The organism is Rhodococcus sp. NPDC057297, assembly GCF_042667435.1.
Taxonomy (GTDB): Bacteria; Actinomycetota; Actinomycetes; order Mycobacteriales; family Mycobacteriaceae; genus Rhodococcoides.
In genome coordinates, this window is the sequence record NZ_JBHUZE010000001.1 from 1,029,231 (window position 1) to 1,047,118 (window position 17,888).

Genomic DNA, 17,888 nt, shown 5'->3' on the forward strand with positions numbered 1-17,888 from the left:
GCATTTACGATCATACGGACCAAAAAGAAGCGGTAAACAAACCGATTGGTTAGAATGAGCGATTGAATCAGGCAATACGGGCATTTCGGCTTGGGGACCGTGAGCTTGTGATCCGGCAGGAGGCACCAGGCATGTCGAACTACACACTTCCGACCAGCGAAACCATCGTCCCAGACGACTTTCAGTCCGTCGAAGTGCTCCCGGCGACGGCGCACCGAGCATTGGCACTTCGTCCGCAGTCCTACCTCACCCATTCGATCCATGCACACGACCGCGTGTGGACGGAAACCAACTGCTATGTGGACCTGTGGATCGAACTTCTACACTCTCTCGGCGCAGATCCGATTCCCGCCCTGGCGTTCGTATTGAGCGCCGACTGTGACGGTCGGCAGTGGGATTTCGTGAAGATGCAGTCGGAAGACCTGCGCACCCTCTACGGCCTCGAGGTCGGAGAGATGAACGTATGGCGATCCGTGATCGAGCACGTGCGCGAGGGCCTTGCAGACGGCGTTCTGCTCACGGTCGAGGTCGACGGGTTCTACCTACCGGACACCGCGGGAACGAGCTACCGGAATCAGCACACCAAAACGACGATCGTCCCCAACATGCTGGACGAGACCGAGAAAGTGCTCGGCTACTTCCACAACCGCGGGTACTTCGAGCTGTCCGGCGCGGACTTCGACGGCGTGTTCAATCTGGCTCCCACACCGCATCCCGAGGTCCTCCTGCCGTACGTGGAGCAGGTTCGACTGCGGAAGAACACGATCGCAGACGGCGTAGGGGACCGCGACTTCGCCGTCGCACGTGCACACCTTGCTCGGCGTGCGGACGGCAATCCGGTCGAACGCCTTGCAGAAAGAATCACCGCCGACATCCCTCTCGTGCAGACGGCGGGCCCGGATGCCTTCCATCTGTGGTCGTTCGGGCTGCTTCGGCAGTGCGGAGCCACCGCGGAACTGGCAGCGGACCTCGTCGGCTACCTCGACGCTCGCGGCGCCACGGGGATCGCCGACGCCGTCCCACACTTCCTCCAAGTCGCCCAAGGCGCCAAAGCAGTGCAATTTCGCATGGCGCGGGCCTCGCGTGGGCGTACCGTGACGCTCGACGAACCACTTGCCGAGATGGCGTCCAACTGGTCGTCGGCGATGGACATCGTCTCGGCTGTACTCTGACGCAGCCGAGAAGGAAGAATCCATCGCTTGTGACCCCGAACCTTCTTCCCGACGCGCACATCAGCGAACTGCAGTGGAGAGTCGCCGCAGTGGCGCCGGGTTCGGTGGCTCACCCGGACGAGCTCGAGGAAGATCTCGTCTGGACTCGTGCTCGGGTGCCCGGAAGTGTGGCCGCGTCGACCACCGTCGCGCCCCCGGATTCCGTCGACTGGTGGTTCACCACGACCGTGACCGCACCGGGAGGAGGCGCGTCGGTCCTGACCTTCGACGGTATCGCGACACACGCCACCGTCTGGATCGACGGAATCGAATCGGCCGGTACGAGGTCGATGTTCGCTCCCGTGTCCGTGGACATCCCGCCTCGAAGCGGAGACGTGCAGGTCGCCGTCCGCGTCGATTCGATGGATGCGCGTCTGAAACAGCGCAAGCCACGTGGACGCTGGCGGTCGTCGCTGGTGGATCGACAAGGTCTGCGACACGAGCGAACCAGCCTTCTCGGACGAGCGCCGGTGTACGGGCAGGTGCCGCCCGTAGTCGGACTGTGGCGAGCGGTGACGCTCCGCGAGCGCGGGACCGCCGAAGACATCCGCGTGCACGCCGAGCTGTCCGGCGCCGACGGGACCGTCCGAGTGCGCGCTCGCCTGACGTCTCCGGCGGCCTCGGTGTATCTGCGCGTCGGCGACCACTCCTTCGACCTTCCGGGCAGCGAGGGCGAGTTGGACGTCACCGTGACCGTCCCCGACGTGTCACGGTGGTGGCCGCACACACACGGCGATCCGGCGTTGTACACATGGGAGCTCGAGGTCGGCGGTCGCGTCGAAGGACGCGGCAGTCTGGGATTTCGGCAGGTCGAGCTCGAGCGGGCGGGTGCCTCCGTGGCGTTCACGGTCAACGGAACTCGCGTGTTCGCCCGGGGCGGATGTTGGGTTCCCCTCGATCCGGTTCGAATGTGGGTCGAGGCCGACGCTCTACGGGAAGAACTGACGAGTATCCGTGACGCAGGATTGAACATGGTTCGAGTCGTCGGCACGATGGTCTACGAACAACCCGAATTCTGGTCTCTGTGCGCGGAACTCGGAATTCTCGTGTGGCAGGACGTGATGTTCGCGACTACCGATCCGCCCACCGGCGGCGAGTTTCTCGACGCAGTCCACCGTGAGCTGGACGCAGTGTCCGCAATCGTCGGTGGCAATCCTGCCCTGGCCGTCGTCAGTGGCGGCAGCGAAACTCAGCAACAACCGACCATGCTCGGCGTCCCGCTGGAGGATCAGCGGATGGAGTTGCTGGAGAGCGTGATTCCCGAGTTCGTCGCGCATCGACTTCCTGGAACCCCGTACGTGACGTCCAGTCCGTCGTCCATCTCCGGTGAACTGCACACACATGTCGGCGACGGTATCGGCCATTACTTCGGCGTCGGCGGCTACTTGCGACCGCTGTCCGACATCCGCACCGCGCGTGTGCGATTCGCAGCCGAGTGTCTCGCGTTCGCGGTTCCGCCCGAGCGGCGAGCGGTCGACGCGATGTTCGGGACAGCGAATGTCGCAGGCCATCATCCCGATTGGAAATCTGCGATACCGAGGGATCGCGGTTCGTCGTGGGACTTCGAGGATGTCCGCGATCATTACGTGCGGGAGATCTTCGGCGTCGACCCTCACCTCACCCGACGTGACGATGCCGAGCTGTACCTGGATTACGGCCGCGCGGCTGTGTGCGAGGCGGTGCACGCGGCGTACTCGCATTGGCGTCGGGCAGATTCGGAATGTGCAGGTGCTCTGGTGCTGACGCTACGTGACCTCGTACCCGGCGCAGGCTGGGGTTTGCGAGACTCGGCAGGAACGCCGAAAGCACCGTGGTACAGCCTGGCTCGGCTGAGTACACCGATCTGCGTGTTCATCGTGGACGACGGCCTGGACGGACTTGCGATCCAGGCCGCCAACGACACCGGCAACTCGATATCGGGGTATCTCAGAGCCGTGCTGTTCGGTCCGTCGGGCCCGATGGGCGAGCCCGCCGAGGCGCGCATCGCACTCGGGGCGCACACCACCGACAGTGTGTCGCTCGATCGTCTTCTGGGATCCTTCACCGACGCCAATCACGCCTACAGGTTCGGAGGACAGACGTACTCCGCCGTGGTCGTCGAACTGGTCGGCGCGGACGGATCGGTACTGGATCAGGCAACTCATCTGATCGGTGACCGGCATCCTCGACAGAACGATGTCGGTCTGAGCGCCACCGCGGAGAACATAGGACCGGACAAGTGGTCGCTGACGGTGTCGACTCGGTGGGCAGCGCACTACGTGTGCGTGGACATCGACGGCATGAAAGTCAGCGACTCGTGGTTTCACCTGGCGCCAGGGGCGGCGCGGGTACTGACCCTGACAGGGGCGAAGACCACGGTGTCCGGCCACGTGCGCGCGCTCAACTCGATCAAGCGCGCGCAGATCAGCTAGCGGCAATACGGCTGAGACGGCCTCGGACGTAACCGAAACCGGCGGCGCCGACACTGGCCACCACAGCCATCGCTCCCCAGGCACGAACAGGGTTTCCACGGGCCGCAGCAGAAGCTTCACGCCCGACGGCGCGGGGCAGAATCTTTGCCGTGTATGCACGCTCGGACGACAATGCATCCTCGGAACCGATCAACCGTGCAATCGCAGCCTTGGACACGCCTTCGGCGTAACTGCGAGACAACAAGTACCTCGGACGGGTCCTGTCCGCGCTGACCGTGTGGTCCACCACGATCGACGGGTCGAAGACGATCTCTGCCTCCGGATGAGTCTGTCGAAGCCGGATGCACAGCTCGGTTTCCTCGCACCCGAGCGGAATGCGGCCGATGCGGCCGATTCCCGACACGAACCCACCGAGAGCAACGACGGGCTCACGTCTGAAGGACATGTTGGCGCCCATCAGATTGCGCACTGCCGAAGTGGTCGTGGGCTGCCCCCTGTACGTACAGCCCACGATCCAATCCAGCTCGCCCGGTTGACCCGCAACAGCGGTGGGGAGAAAAGGGGGACGCGACGTCGGCCACACAGGGTGGGCAGATCCGCCGACCGCGTAGACCGACGGGTCCGAGTAATGGCCCAGAATCGACGCAAGCCACTCCGACGACCGCGGAGTTGCGTCATCGTCGAGGAAGACGACTACGTCGCCGGTTGCGATGTCCAACGACGTGTTTCGAGCACCGGACAGCCCGCGGGGATGCGCGTTCGCCACCACCGTGACGGTCTCACCACGCGGAAGGAACTGCTCGCGCGCGCGGGCCAGCAGACGATCGTTGTGGTCGATGACGACCAGAAGTTCGGACGCGGGACTCGACTGTGCGAGAACTGCATCGACCGCTGCACTCAGGTCGTCCCAGCGGTCGAGCGTGTACGCGCAGATGACCACCGAGCAACTGGGGGCCGTCGAATCAGGTGCCCCGAGAACAGGTGCCCCGAGAACAGGTGTTGTGGACTGCGCCGCCGTGTTCGCCCCCGATGACCCGTCGGTCACGCCGACTTTTCTTGATACGGAAGTTCTTCGTACACCTCGAAGGCTTCGAACTCGAGGTCCATGTCGGTACGTGCGACATTGGTACGACGGTCGGGACGCGGGATGGAGTTCTTCGCCAGCTTGCGGGCGCGCAGACGCTCGGTGAAGAGCGTGCGCAGGACGCGGAAACCGTCGGAGAACGTGCGTAGGTTGCTCTGCCCGTAGATACGAGCCAGCTCGACGCTGGGTACTTCTTGGATCCGGACATCCGCCTCGGCGAACCGGCAGTTGATGATGGTCTCGATTTCGAAACCGTCGCCCCAGAGCATCTCGCCCGGCACGACATCGTCCTGATCGACCAGTGGAAGATCGAGCACCGGCACCAAGTCACGCCAGAATGCGTTGTAGCCGTAGCACAAGTCCGAGAACTTCGTTCCGAACAGCGTGTTGGCGACGAGGTGCAATCCGCCGTTTCCGGCGCGGCGCAGCGGGGTGATGTCGTGGCTGCCGCCCCCGGCGGTGAACCGGCTGCCCTTGGCGAAATCGGCGCCGGCGAGGAGAGCGTCGACGAAGCGCGGGATCTCGTCTGCGTCGGCAGAGCCGTCCGCGTCGAACATCACGATGATGTCACCGGTAGCAGCTTCGAAACCGCAGGCGAGCGCATTGCCTTTGCCCTTGCGGGTCTGCTTGATGATGCGGATGTCTCCGCGAATCTCGCGCGCGGCATCGATGGTGCCGTCGACGCTGCCCCCGTCCACCAGGACCAGTTCGTAGTCGTGGGACAGAAGGGGCAGTACGTGGCGCAGATTTGCGGCCTCGTTGAGGGTTGGGATGACAACGCTGATGCGAGGGTTCTGGGAGTTCGACATATCCTTTTCCAGACGGGTTGAGTGCAGTGTTTCCGACTGATCTCAGAAGATCTGTGACGCGACCCCCGGCGGATCCACAGAGACGTTTACCTGCGCCCCGCTAAGGGTCAGGATCCCGTTTTCGTTGACTGAGTACAACCTTAAAAGAAGCTACGGGTTTGTCAAGCTACGAATAAACAAACCGTATGGCGGTTTCGAGAGATACCTCATACCGGAGGGAGGTTTAACTGTTCCGTCTCTCGAAGACCATGGTGTCGGTGTCCTGGTAGTGCAACGACCAGGCAGGGTTGGACCGCAACCAGCGCTCGAAGGCCTCAGGAGCGCCGTTCTTCATGAACCCGTAGTAGTTCATGGCCTCCAACGATTGCCGCGTCAGAATGACGTAGGAGGGCGCATCCTGCTGTGACGCCTCCCACTCGAACGCCTCGAGTTGGTCCGGAGTCGGGAATTCCAGCATGTACTCGGGTCCGTAGTAATTCAGCGGAGCGTCGAACATCTCGTTGGCTTCGGCCTGCTCGACGTACTTGGCCGTGGACCGAATGGGATAGCCGGCCGGGTACAGCATCGTGAACTTCGAGCCCGCCGGAGAATTCGCGACCAGAGCCTGCGTGTTCTCGACCTGAGATTTGTTCTCGATGACCAACGGCCACAGGCCGAAATACCCCTGCAGTCCGAACGTTGCTGCGCCGATCGTTCCGGCGAAAGCACCCGCGACCGCCACGCGCGTCGACACCATGCGCACCGTGCTGCGTGCACCCGCGACGTCGGAATCCAGTGCAGCGAGAAGCATCGGCGCGATCAAGAGCACGCAACCGGGGATCGCGTAGAGGTAGACACGGAAGATCGCCTCGCCGCCGTAACTCTGGCCCGCGAGAAGCCCGATGGAACCGAACGCCATCACCATCGGCGCCCAGAACTGCTTCTTCGTTCGCCATGCGTAGACGATCGAGATCATGGCGAGACCGAACACGCCCGCGGACAATGCCCGACAGATGAGTGAGGTCACCTGCTTGCCCAGGATCCCAGGCGTCTGCACGTTGCTGGCTGCATTCTCGACCGGATCGAAACCGGACAGCAGACCGTACGGAGCGACGATGTCCAGACGCGGGATCAGATATCCGATCAAGATCAAAGCCAGCGGGAACATCAACCACCACGGTTTCGCGCGGCGCGTGACGAGCAGGACTCCCGCCACAGCGAACAGCCAATACGGCGTCAACTGGTGAGTCGGCACCAACGCAGCGAACGGGATGAGCGCAAGGAAACCCGCTACACGAAGCTGCGTCGAAGCCATGAACAGGACCAGAAACCCGATGGCGAGAACGAAGCCGAGCGACTGCGGTGCGTAGTAATCCTGCCCCACCCAGTTGACCAGCTCCGCGAGCATCGCAGCGGTCACCGCTGTCCGAGGCCTCAACTTCAGTACACGAGCCAGGGCATAGACGAAGAACGCGATCAACACGTGCATCAGCGGCGCGAAGACATGGGCCAACGACATGATGCCGTACCCGGTCACGTCGCTGAACCACGCCGTGACTACGAAGAAGCTCGGCCACTGAGCGTAGATGTCGATACCGTTCGGTGGCAGTGAACCGAACGACAATATGTACTCGGTGACGGCAACGTGCTTGTACGTCCACTCGTACACAGGCGCATCGGTGACGAGGGTGACGGTGAGACGCTGCACGACGATGGCCGCGGCGATCGAGGCGACCGCCAATCGGAACTGGTTACGTTTGACCGCCACCAGAAATGCCCCGACGACCAACGCCATGCACACCACCAGCACGGGGCCGGTGCCTGCAGTCAGCAAACCGAACTGGGAGTAACCGGCCTTCTCCAGACCCGGTAACGACGGAAGCCAGAGTACGAGGGCTAGCGCGAGCATCAAGCCGGCCACATTGCGTCGTAGAAATTCTCGATTCCACACAGTGCTCGACAGCGTCGCCGCGTGTTCGCCGAGCTGGCGTCGATCGACCAGGCGTCGCAGCCACGTCGACCACCCGGTGGCGTCGGGCCACGCCTTGTGCCTGCGGTACCACAGCAGAGACGAGCCGATCTGGACCAGAGCAACGAGTGCGGTGATCCACCGGGGGTTCCACTGATAACCCCACATGGCAGCGGTTGTCACCAGAGTGAGGACCGCCAAGCTCAGAACCGGAACCGCCGCGACACGAGCACGCGGCGGCACGTAGATCCAGGTCAGAATCGTCGAGCCCGGGCCGGTGAAGATCAGGACCGCCAGGAGGACAGCTCGCACGACAGCAGGAGCGGGAAGCATCGCCAGCCCGGCACACACCGAAGCGACGACGGCTACATCGGCGAATCGGATCTCGGGCCGGGGTGCAGGCAGTGGCGTGACAGCGATCGACGCGCGCCGATCGACCGAAAACTGCCGATCGACCGATGACTGCCGATCGACCGATGACTGCCGATCAACCGATGACTGGGGCACGGTTCACCTCCAACAACGGCTGACGCTTACGCCCTTCCTTACGGCTGCGCCGCAGCGCACCAGGGCCCTTCGCGATGGACAGTAGTTCCATTCTGCCGATGCCGTCGGGTAGATCGCTCGCGAGATCCTCGGGAGGAGAAGCGACCTTGGACATCCTCGCGGACAGCACGACAGTGCTGCCCAGCCGACGGAACGCGACCTTCGCCGCCAGCAATGCCGAGCGCCGGTTCGTCGCCACCGTCGTCAACCATGCACCCAAACCGAGTCCGTACCCCCTGGCCTGGACGGCCAACGCGTCGGAATCCGCACGGTGCCGGTGCCATACGATCGCGGCAGGCTCGTACACCAACTTGTCCCCGGCCATCAGGACGCGGAAGAACATGTCCAGATCCTCGCCGCCGTTCGTCGGCGACCCGACGCCCAGAGCCTCGTCGAAACCGCCGAGGTCGAACATCCGGTCTCGACGCACCGCGAAATTCGCACCGGTCCCGTAGATGCCGACCTGAAACGGGAACAGAGGAACATCCGCAGGCGGATCCGCGAGCGAGAAGATACGGGGCGTGACCGAGCTAGCCCAGCCGACACGTCGATCGAAGTAGGCCTGGGCCTGAGTGCGGATCTCACCGCTCGGAACGATCCCCGAGACACACGCGACGCGGGAGTTCCGTGCAAAACCTCGAGCTATCGAAGACAACCACCGTGCGTCGACCACGACATCGTCGTCGGTGAACGCGACGATCGAGTGCCGTGCCGCGCGCAACCCCGTGTTGCGTGCGCGGGACAGACCGGCAACCGGTTCCGACACGACGCGCACACGGGGGTCACCGAGTTCGGTGACGTAGCGCGTGGTCGCGTCGGTTGCGGACGCATTGTCCACGACGACGACCTCGAAGCTCGGGTAGTCGACCTCCAGAACCGACGCCAGCGCACCACGGAGATGATCGATCCGGTCCCTGGTACAGATCACGACCGTGATGTCCGGCTCGGTGCCGTCACCTTCCGGAAGCGATTCTCCGCCGTGAACGTCGAGCCTGCGGACGGCCTCGACGAGTTCATGAGTGTCGACGCCACCCGAGGTGATCGGGAGATCGACGAAACCGAGCGGGTCGGCAGCTCGACGGACGAGGAGCCGCGCCCGGAAGTAACCCTTCGCGCCGTCGAGGGCGAGACGATCGGGCAGCTCGGCCTCTATGTCGACGTCTCCGATCCACACTGCGCCGTCCCACTCGGGCGGCTGCGCGCTGACGAGAGCCGGTTGGAGAACGGATGGTTTCGGCACGGGGTAGATCCTTTCGGTACTGCACGGGGGTGCTCGTCGAGCAGGGCACTCAGTCGGTTCGGTATCGGACCCAGTCGACGGACATCGTCGCGGGAAATTCGGTGTCGGCGTCGGTCGGGCCGGGCCAGTCGCCTGCAACTGCGACGTTGAACAACAGGTAGAACGGCTTGTCGAACACCCAGTATTCGGAGCCGCCGTCGAGATCTGCCGGAGTGACCGTCTGCAGGACCTGATCGTCCATTCCGATCACTATCTTCTGCGGCGATTTCTCGACCCAGTAGACGTGGTATTCGTCGGCCAGGTTGTTGGCGGGATAACCGGCCAGCTGGACTTTCTGGCTGTTCAAACTCTCTGCCTGCGGGGCGTGCACGCCGATGTGATAGTTGTCCGCCTCGTTCAGCGTCTCGATCACGTCGATCTCGCCGGAAATCGGCCATCCGACATCGTCGATGTCGGTCCCGAGCATCCAGAACGCAGGATGTAGTCCCGCACCTGCCGGCATCTTGATGCGCGCTTCCACACGGCCGTAGGTGAACTCGAACTTGTCCTTGGTCGTCACTCGCGCCGAGGTGTAACCGTCCGGTGTGCGCAGCGCCGATATCGACATGTTGCCGGATCCGTCCTGATACGCATTGCCGACCGAGTCGGTGTAGTTCTGCTTCTCGTTGTTGCCCCAGCCCGTCTGGCCGGTGTCGTAACTCCAACTGCTGGAGTCGATCCTCGATCCGGACGGCCCGTCGAACTGGTCGTAGACCGTGAAACCGTTCACTGCTTCACCGTCCGAGGCCTGCGAACCGGTGGCGTCGGACTGCGGCCACAACTCACGGTAGGCAACGACACCCGCCCCGACGAGCAGCAGCACGACCACAGCCAGGACTGCGAACGACGGCCACAGTCGACGCGGGGGACGCGAGGGACGCGGGGGAGTCCCGGCGGACGGAAGTCGTGATACCTCGACCGTCGGCGGATCATAGCGATGGGTCATCGGCGCCATTCGGCATTCGTGCTGCCGTAGATCGGACGCTCGTCGGTAGCACTGGCAGCAGCGGAGTCCGTCACCACACTGCCCCTCGCCTCACTGCCCGTCACCACGGTGTCCAGGATTTTCAGCCGGCGCGCAGTCCTGTGGTGCGCGACCGCGAGAACGACCGTCGCGACGAGAATCGCGTACACGACGACGCGTTCGATGGTGCCGATGCCCAATCCGAAGTTGTGTCCACCGATGAAGAACAACGATGCGGCCAATCCGATCCACCCGAGGGTCGTGACCGTGATCCGGACCGTACGGTGCAGGGAGCGATGCCCACCCGCCACGATCAGTCCGAGCGAGCCGACGACGAACATCAACGTCGCGCCGAACGAGTGCACGCTGTAGTTCAGACCCTGATTGATCGACCCGGCGACGACGGCGCCCAGTCCGGCGACGGCAAGGAGGACGCCGCCGCGGACGTCGAGCACCCCGGTGACCATCCACGCCACGGCCGCCACGACGAGGGCGACGCCGACCAGCGCGATCGAGACGTCGGCCAGAACGTACAGCTTGCTGCACGGCCAGTTGCCTGTCGGGCCGCAGAACGGAACGCCGAGCTCACTGATGAAGTTGGTCCGGTAGCTGTAGAGACCTCGCCACGTGGCCGCGACGACGAACTCGAACACGAACAGTTGAACTACCGACAAACCTGCCCAGTAGCCGATGCGTGCCCACAGGGACGCGTCCGGTCCGGTGGTCGGTTTGCCGCGCAGAGCCCTACGGGCCTGCTGCATTTGAATGCTCATCGGGACACTTCCTGCGCAGTGAGTAGAGCAGTGGGATCGGACATCGCCAAGTTCAACGCGGACTGTACTGCGTCACGGTCGAAGAAATTGTCGTGGAACGACGCGGTCACGTGAAACACGTCGCGAATGTGCATCGCGGTGATGACGATGGACTCCGGAAGGCTCGGCTCGCTGAGCGGAGCGAAGACACTCGCTTCCGGATCTGCCGTCCACGCGATGCCGTCGAGCTGTGGAATGCGCCCGACGTCGGAGAACGTCAGCCGCGCATCGGCAGTCGCGGGAGCCGTGCTGGTCGCGATGGCCGGAAGAGCGGATCGGGTGCGCAGGTAGGTCATCGTGCTGAGGGCACCGGCAGCGAGCGGGCGGCCCTTGTCGATGGCGTGCGCAACGGATTCGTGCAGTGCGGTGGCGTTCGTCGGGTCGATCCCCTCGAAGTCGATTCCGACTGCGAAGTTGCCGAGCACGATGCCGTCGGTCCGCAGATAACGCCTGCAGTCGAACAGAAACCCAGCCGAAAAGGACGTCGAGATACCGCGTGCGGACAGGGCAGTTGCGATTGCCGCGCACAGAATGGACGTGACGGACACTTCTGGGAGATTCTCCCGCCGCCACGCGCGGATCGCCGCGGGCGCACCGGCAGACGACGTTGCCGTCGCCACGGCAGGCGAGCGTTCCCACGGCACCCGTGCCTGTTCCATCGGCGCCAACGCAGGTGCCACGAGTTCGGCCGGGGGGTTCCCGAACTTGCCGTAGACGACGTCGACGACCTTCCCGGGGTTACGCGCCATCCAACCGGCCAGTGCACGTGGAAGCGGGTTGCGAAGTGTACGTGCCTTCGCCCAAATCGGAAGGTCAGGAACCGCAACAGGATCCGCGAGAAAGGCGAACAGCTCGATCGGCAGAACAGCATCGCTGAATCCGTGCGACAGATCCAACAGCAAGTACTCCCCGGCGAGAACAACGCGGATCGGTACATCGGTCGACACCGACGCAGAAAGCTGCTCCAGCTGACCGACCACGTCGGCGGGGCCGATCGGGGCCGCTTCCGTGACGTGGTCACAGACCGATTCCGGTCGGTAGGACCACCTGCGCGAGGCGGGGTCGACCCGCAACCCGAGACGGCTGGATCGTCCAGAGGACGCGAGCCGTCGCAGCCGTTCCCCGACACGGTCGATCCCACCGAAGTCCGCCGGTCCGAGAGCACAGACGATCCGGCCCTCCGAACGCAACATGTCCATCGCGCTGGCCTTGTATTTCGCTGGGCTCACGGTGCGCCCCTTCCGGGTGCAGGTTTTCGATAAGGAGTATGTAGCGGGTCCACGGTTCGGAGGTGATGAGCACCGGCCGAACTGAATTCGCGATCCTGGGTGCGGTGCGTCGGTCGACCGAAATCACGAGGTGAGTCGTCGCGTGCAGGTGGTGGTGGGTACGGGCCGCTGGGCGGGAACGGGTCCTCGGGCGGCTCTTCGCCGCGCGAGGACAATTCACGGATCCACTTGATCAACGGAACTATCAACACGAGCGCGCCGAACGCTTCCGCGGCGAGGTACGCCCACCCGACGGCAGCGATCCCGAGCGTGGACGACAGAGTCAGTGAGCCGACGATGATGATCGTCGTGGCAACCACTTGAACGACGACGGCGAGCCGCATGCGGCGCTGCACACGTGCCAGGCCGTCGTACAGCGAGCCGATGACCGACAGCGGAATCGTCACTGCCGCCAGCTGGACGATGATGGTGCCGTTCTCGCGGTACTGCTCGCCGACGATGCCCAGACCGAACGGTGCGATGACGGCGAGGAAGAAGGAACCGCCGATGGCCACGATGCACACCATCGTCATGAATCGCTTGGTGAGTCGGTTGAACTGCTCGGGGTTGGCCGCGACTTCGGCGACGAACGGACCGACGAGCACGCTGATGAGAATGTAGAGCGCGCTCACGATCGACCATGTCAACGAGAAGTACGCGTTGTCCTCGGCCCCCAGGGTGGCCACCACGATCATCGGGACGAGCAACGGAGCGAGCGAGCCCAGCGCAGTGATGCCGTAAGCGGAACCGAAGTAGGACCACAGTTCACGCCTCGGAGGAAGATCCGGCTCCGACTTGTAGCGCGGCTCGTTCCTGAGGTTCTTCAGAATCGCTCGGAAGACGACGACCGATGCGATGACCGCGGGGACTGCCCACGCCGCGATGATCGAGGTGCTGCGCGCGGTCGAGAACAGAGCAAGCAGGAGAGCGAACTTCACGACAGCGTGAAAAACGTTCTTTCCGGCAGCCCACCGCGCGACTCCCAGCCCGGACGACGTCTGGTCCTGCAGCGCGAAGACAGCGAGAACCGCGACGAAAGGTGGGAACGACACGATCTCGGCCGTGGTCGTGAACATCTTGTCCACCGGTGCGACGAGGAGAAATCCGCAGCCCAGCAGGAACGCGAACGCCGTGACAGTGATGTACCCCCGCACGACGAAGGACTTGGCGAGCCTGCCGGAAACCGGAAGGAAGCGTTCGTACATCGACCCGAGGCTCAAGTTGGACAGGGTCGAGAGCATCACCGCAGACGTGATCACGGCTGACGCGCTGCCGACCTCCGCGACCGGGTAGAGGCGTCCGGCTGCGGCCCAGAACAACAGACCGAGACCGCCGGTCACGACGGTGGAGAGCATCATCGCCAACGAGTTCAGCGCAAGATTGCGGTCGGAGCTCTTGGTGTCGGTGCCCGACGTGCTCTGCTCGGACGTGTCCAGGTTCGCGGACTGCAGCAGCGGGGTGCCGTGCAGATGAGGCTCGGGTGCCTGCACTTTCTGGATCGGCATGGTGTGAGCCATGAGACCCATGTCCCAGCGAACCGGTTCGAGCGGATACCACTCGAGCCGTTGCAGATTGTCGTGCCGGGGCGGAGCAATTTTCGGAGCGCGGTGCTTCACAGCCGATTCCACCCGATCGGCACGGGAGGCGATGCAGAGACGATGTCGATGTCGAAGGACTCGGCGGCAGCCTGGAGCAACTCGGCGCGCACGGTCTCTCGCAGGTCTCGGCCGTACAGCGAGTGGTCACCACTGTCGAAGGACTTCACGACAGCCGGCCGCGCCGCCCCGCCGTGTCGACGCCTCGTCGCACGCTTACCGCGCAGCCGTTCCATCCCTTCGGGACCGCGGTTGTCGACGAACCACGCAGTGTCGGTGGGTGAGAGAAGCACGGTGGTGCGCACGTTGCCGGCTTCGAGCAGACGCAGGGAGATCTCCGGCACCTGAATCAGCCCGCGGTTTCCAAGCCAGAACCACAGTGGGTACGGCATAGCCGACTGCGCGCGGTTCTTCACTGTGACTCCGATGTCGTGGAGTGCGTCGAGAGCTTTGCCGCGCAGACCTGTGTCCTCGGTGTGCATCGAGGATCGTTTGACGAATTCCAGGCGCTTCGTCGTCCAGTCGAGTGTGTTGAGCAAGACAGCGGAGCCGACGCCCAACTCGCGTGCGGCGTAGCTGGAGTACCACGAGCCCGAGCACATGCCGGCAACCATGACGTTCCGCGGCGCAGTTCCTGCTGCTCGGACGGCAGCGAGAGCGTCCTCGTTGCCCGCGTCGCTGTAGAGTCGGGTGATCTCGTCGTCGAGGACCTCGCCGCTTTCGCCGGTACCACGGCGGTCGAAACGCAGTGTCGATACGCCCTGTGCAGCAAGCACTCTCGACAACTCGACCCAACTTCGGACCGGGCCGACGCGGTGCTCGTTCGCCGTCGGATAGAACACGACCGTCGGTCCGCCGGGAATGCACTCCGACGAGTACGTGCGAATGCCGAACAGTGCGTCGGGACCGAGAGATTCGATCTCCTCACGGACCGTGCCGAGGTTCGAGACGGCGCGCAACGGTACGGACACCTCGCCGGCGTCGGCGCCGAACTTGTCGGCAATCCACTCCGCGATGTACACGATGTCCGACGTCGGAAGCTCGACCTCGAAATCGCTCGGTTCGAGAAACGCGTCGTGGCGGGACAATGTGTGTTCGTCGGCGTTCTGGTTCGCGACGACGGTGCGAATCGGCTTGGAGTCGGCCCGCTCGGATCTGGTCGCAACCAGGACGGGTGCCGTGAGCGACGGCAGCGCGGTGGTGTCCAGGCGTCCGAGCGCTTTCGCGGCATCGGGGTGCAGTACGGCGCCGATGATCGACACTCTGGGGTCGACGTCCGAGTCCTGGGTCACGCTGACCGAGTACAGGGCCTTCTGCTCGTGGACGTAGGACCGGCCGCGCACCACAGGATCCCACAGGGTGATCGCAGTGAGAGGTCCGACGTCCGACGCAACGGACGCGGCAAGCAGTGCACCCGCACGCAGCCCTACCAATGCGACGTCGGTGACGCCGCATCCGCGCACGTAATCGACGGCCGTCGCGATGCTGCGCTGCCACAGTGCGACGTTGTCCGGTGCATCCTGTGCTCCGTACGAGTCACCGGTACCGGCATAATCGAATCGAAGGACCAGAAGCCCTCGTGCGCACAGTTTCTGCGCCAGAAGTGTCATGCCGCGATAGGAGTCGACCTGCTCCTTACCGAGAGGCGGGCAGAGGACGACTGCGCCCCGCGCGAGGCCACCGGCGGGAACGTGAACCGTCCCGAAGAGGCCGGCGTCCTCGGGCCCGAACCACGTCGAATACTTCCCCTCGGCAGTCGGATCGGCCGCGCGGGCCACGTCGGCGTTGTGCAGGGCAGTACTTCGACCGTTCACTTCGGCGTCCTTCCTATCGGGTCGAGGGGGGAGACGAGCTGAGAGATGCCCGGCCGTGAGGGTCAGGACAGGGCGGCGGGCCACTTGCTGCGGTCGAGACCATGCGTGCGCAACATCGCCAACGCGATGCGCTCCATGCCGAATCCGACGCACGCACTGTGCGCGGGCTCGCCGTCGACGGTGTGAATCCCGAAAGTGTGCCCGAAGTGGTCACGGTGGCAGTTGCACGAGACGACCGCGGTGCCGTCGTCGAGGTCTCCGTAGAGCTTGACGACGAGCTCGGTCTTGAGATTCTCGTTTCTCTGGTTCGCGGCCAGCATGCGGCCAGCGCGACCGAAGAAGGGATCGTTGGCGATGACTGCCTCTGCCTCCAACCCGAGATCGGCGAGGACCTCCAGTCCTCGGTCGACCCACCGCTCTCGGTGAGCGATGGCGTCGTCGGGCGTACCGACACGCACGTACTCGTGCATCCGGAAGGCCTGCATCCGCGCGGGATCGACGGCAGGCTCGTGGCGGAAGCAGTAGCCGTATATGTCGAGCAGGCGACCGTTCTCCGGCAACGTTCCGGTCATCATCGAGTACGAGGGATGGCATGCGGCCGATACCAGCATGGTGCCCGCGGATTCGAGGTGGTGATCCCAGTCCTTGCCTTCCGAACGGTCGGCGAGGAGTGCGGCGTGAGCCTTGTTGTCCCCGTCGAACGTGTTGATCGCGCCGGTGAGGTTGGGGAACGACGCGATGTAGTCGGTGCGCTCGAAGGCTTCACGCGGAAAGACCGGGGGGAAGCGGAATCTCGGTGCGGCGTAACCGTGCTCGGATGCACCCGCAGCCTTCACTCGCTCGTCGATGGTCTCGATGATGTCCTCGAATTCGCCGGATCGGCCGTACAGGCCTTCGACGGAACTGGGGACCAGCAGACCGGCCTCGACGAGTTCGTTGCGGAACAGTGCGCGCGCGGTGTCCAGTTCGGTGGCGTCGTGGGTGACAGTCATCTATTTCCCCTTGTACACGAGTGCGAGCTGCGAATTGTGGCCGAGGATGCGCTCGTTGCTGACCATGATGGCCGACCCGTGCGCATCGCGGAGGTGGCGACCGATACTGAGCTCGCCGTCCTGTCGATAACCGGAGATACCGCAGATCTGCAACGCTTTTCCGACGATGTCTATGACGAGCGTCGACGCAGTCACCTTGACGTTGTTGATCTTCACGGCGAACCCGATCGCCCCCAGGTCTGCGGGGGAATCCGAGATCGCTTCGAACTTGCCCGCGGCTCCGAACACCGTGTCCACCAACTGCTCGTGCACCACGTAGAGCTCGGCGAGGCGTAGTGCCGCGGGCGGTGTGACACCAGGCGTGCGACTGGCTGCTTTACGAACCGACTTGCGCGCCTTGGCAACTGCGGCGTCGGCGATACCGAGCCACGCTGCACCCCACAGGACGTGGGCTGCGGGGAGCATCGTCTGCGCCGAGATGTCTCCGTAATTGTCGCCCAGAATGTTCGACGACGTCGTCGACGCCTCCAGCTGGAATCCGGGACTGCATGTTCCGCGGAATCCCAACGTGTTCCACTCGCCGGTCCTGGTGAGCACCACGTCCGGCTTCTCGCAGACGACGAGCACCTGATCGCTCGGAGGGCTGTCCACCGAGCGGCGCGCCGTCGCGAGCACGAACTGTGCGTACTCACCGTAGGAGATCACCGGTGCGGTCTTGGAGAGCGTGATGTTCTCCCCGTTGTACTCCACGGCGCAGCCGCTGGTGCGGACGTCGCCACCGATGTTGATCTCGGTGGTAGCCGATGCGACGAGAGGCTGCTCCTCGGCGAGACGCTGCAGCAGCGCGATCATCGCGTCGGATTTGCCGTGGCGAACGATGGACAGCACCTGAGACTGGTGCATCACGAAGATCATCGCCGAGGACGCGCACTCCGCTCCGAGGGAGCGGGCAATGTGCGCGAGATCGGTCAGGGACTGCCCACCGCCGCCGAACTCCGTGGGAATGCCCGCAGCGAGCAGCCCTGCTCCGCGCATGGCTTCGACGGATTCCGCCGGGAAGCGTGCGTCGTGGTCGACCGAGTCGGCGTGCTCGCGCAACACGGCGAGAACATCGGACAGCGTCGGGGCGTCGGTCTGGTAGACGGTGGACACCGG

General features: G+C 64.1%; 13 protein-coding genes. 2 read left to right on the forward strand and 11 right to left on the reverse strand.

Annotated features, from left to right (window positions below; genetic code table 11):
- Positions 1–131 precede the first annotated feature (131 nt).
- Both ACFULT_RS04820 and ACFULT_RS04825 read left to right on the forward strand, forming a co-directional pair.
- Positions 132–1,172 (forward strand): DUF1839 family protein, encoded by a 1,041-nt coding sequence (locus ACFULT_RS04820; protein ID WP_241483588.1) that lies wholly within the window; start codon positions 132–134, stop codon positions 1,170–1,172.
- Between the two features lie 29 nt (positions 1,173–1,201).
- Positions 1,202–3,622, forward strand: a complete 2,421-nt coding sequence (locus ACFULT_RS04825) for a beta-mannosidase (protein ID WP_378480793.1) — start codon at positions 1,202–1,204, stop codon at positions 3,620–3,622.
- On the opposite strand, the gene ACFULT_RS04830 is transcribed toward ACFULT_RS04825, so the two are convergent.
- The 11 genes from ACFULT_RS04830 to ACFULT_RS04880 all read right to left on the reverse strand — a co-directional run bounded on the left by ACFULT_RS04830 (position 3,615) and on the right by ACFULT_RS04880 (position 17,885).
- A complete protein-coding gene (locus ACFULT_RS04830; protein ID WP_378480794.1) occupies positions 3,615–4,667 on the reverse strand; it encodes a glycosyltransferase family 2 protein in 1,053 nt (350 codons plus the stop codon). The genes ACFULT_RS04825 and ACFULT_RS04830 overlap by 8 nt on opposite strands.
- Complete coding sequence (locus ACFULT_RS04835) at positions 4,664–5,515, reverse strand: glycosyltransferase family 2 protein (protein WP_378480795.1); 852 nt, start codon at positions 5,513–5,515, stop codon at positions 4,664–4,666. Before ACFULT_RS04835 ends, ACFULT_RS04830 begins: the two co-directional genes overlap by 4 nt.
- 223 nt (positions 5,516–5,738) lie before the next feature.
- Positions 5,739–7,970: a hypothetical protein gene (locus tag ACFULT_RS04840; RefSeq protein WP_378480796.1), complete on the reverse strand. Its 2,232-nt coding sequence runs from the start codon at positions 7,968–7,970 to the stop codon at positions 5,739–5,741.
- Entirely contained in the window at positions 7,951–9,249 is a 1,299-nt protein-coding gene (locus tag ACFULT_RS04845; RefSeq protein ID WP_378480797.1) for a glycosyltransferase family 2 protein, read from the reverse strand. Before ACFULT_RS04845 ends, ACFULT_RS04840 begins: the two co-directional genes overlap by 20 nt.
- Positions 9,250–9,298: 49 nt before the next feature.
- Complete coding sequence (locus ACFULT_RS04850; RefSeq protein ID WP_255122719.1) at positions 9,299–10,234, reverse strand: glycoside hydrolase family 16 protein; 936 nt, start codon at positions 10,232–10,234, stop codon at positions 9,299–9,301.
- Positions 10,231–11,025 carry a DUF998 domain-containing protein gene (locus ACFULT_RS04855; RefSeq protein ID WP_378480798.1) on the reverse strand — a complete coding sequence of 265 codons (795 nt, stop codon included), beginning with the start codon at positions 11,023–11,025 and terminating at the stop codon, positions 10,231–10,233. Before ACFULT_RS04855 ends, ACFULT_RS04850 begins: the two co-directional genes overlap by 4 nt.
- Complete coding sequence (locus ACFULT_RS04860) at positions 11,022–12,293, reverse strand: hypothetical protein (protein ID WP_378480799.1); 1,272 nt, start codon at positions 12,291–12,293, stop codon at positions 11,022–11,024. The genes ACFULT_RS04855 and ACFULT_RS04860 overlap by 4 nt, the downstream gene beginning before the upstream one ends.
- Positions 12,290–13,948 carry a lipopolysaccharide biosynthesis protein gene (locus tag ACFULT_RS04865; RefSeq protein WP_378480800.1) on the reverse strand — a complete coding sequence of 553 codons (1,659 nt, stop codon included), beginning with the start codon at positions 13,946–13,948 and terminating at the stop codon, positions 12,290–12,292. The genes ACFULT_RS04860 and ACFULT_RS04865 overlap by 4 nt, the downstream gene beginning before the upstream one ends.
- The gene (locus ACFULT_RS04870; protein WP_378480801.1) at positions 13,945–15,741 is read right to left on the reverse strand and encodes a hypothetical protein; all 1,797 of its coding nucleotides are present in this window, start codon (positions 15,739–15,741) and stop codon (positions 13,945–13,947) included. Before ACFULT_RS04870 ends, ACFULT_RS04865 begins: the two co-directional genes overlap by 4 nt.
- Before the next feature lie 62 nt (positions 15,742–15,803).
- On the reverse strand, positions 15,804–16,733 hold the full coding sequence (locus ACFULT_RS04875) for an amino acid--[acyl-carrier-protein] ligase (RefSeq protein WP_037104326.1): 930 nt from the start codon (positions 16,731–16,733) through the stop codon (positions 15,804–15,806).
- Complete coding sequence (locus tag ACFULT_RS04880; protein ID WP_378480802.1) at positions 16,734–17,885, reverse strand: acyl-CoA dehydrogenase family protein; 1,152 nt, start codon at positions 17,883–17,885, stop codon at positions 16,734–16,736.
- Positions 17,886–17,888: the final 3 nt, after the last annotated feature.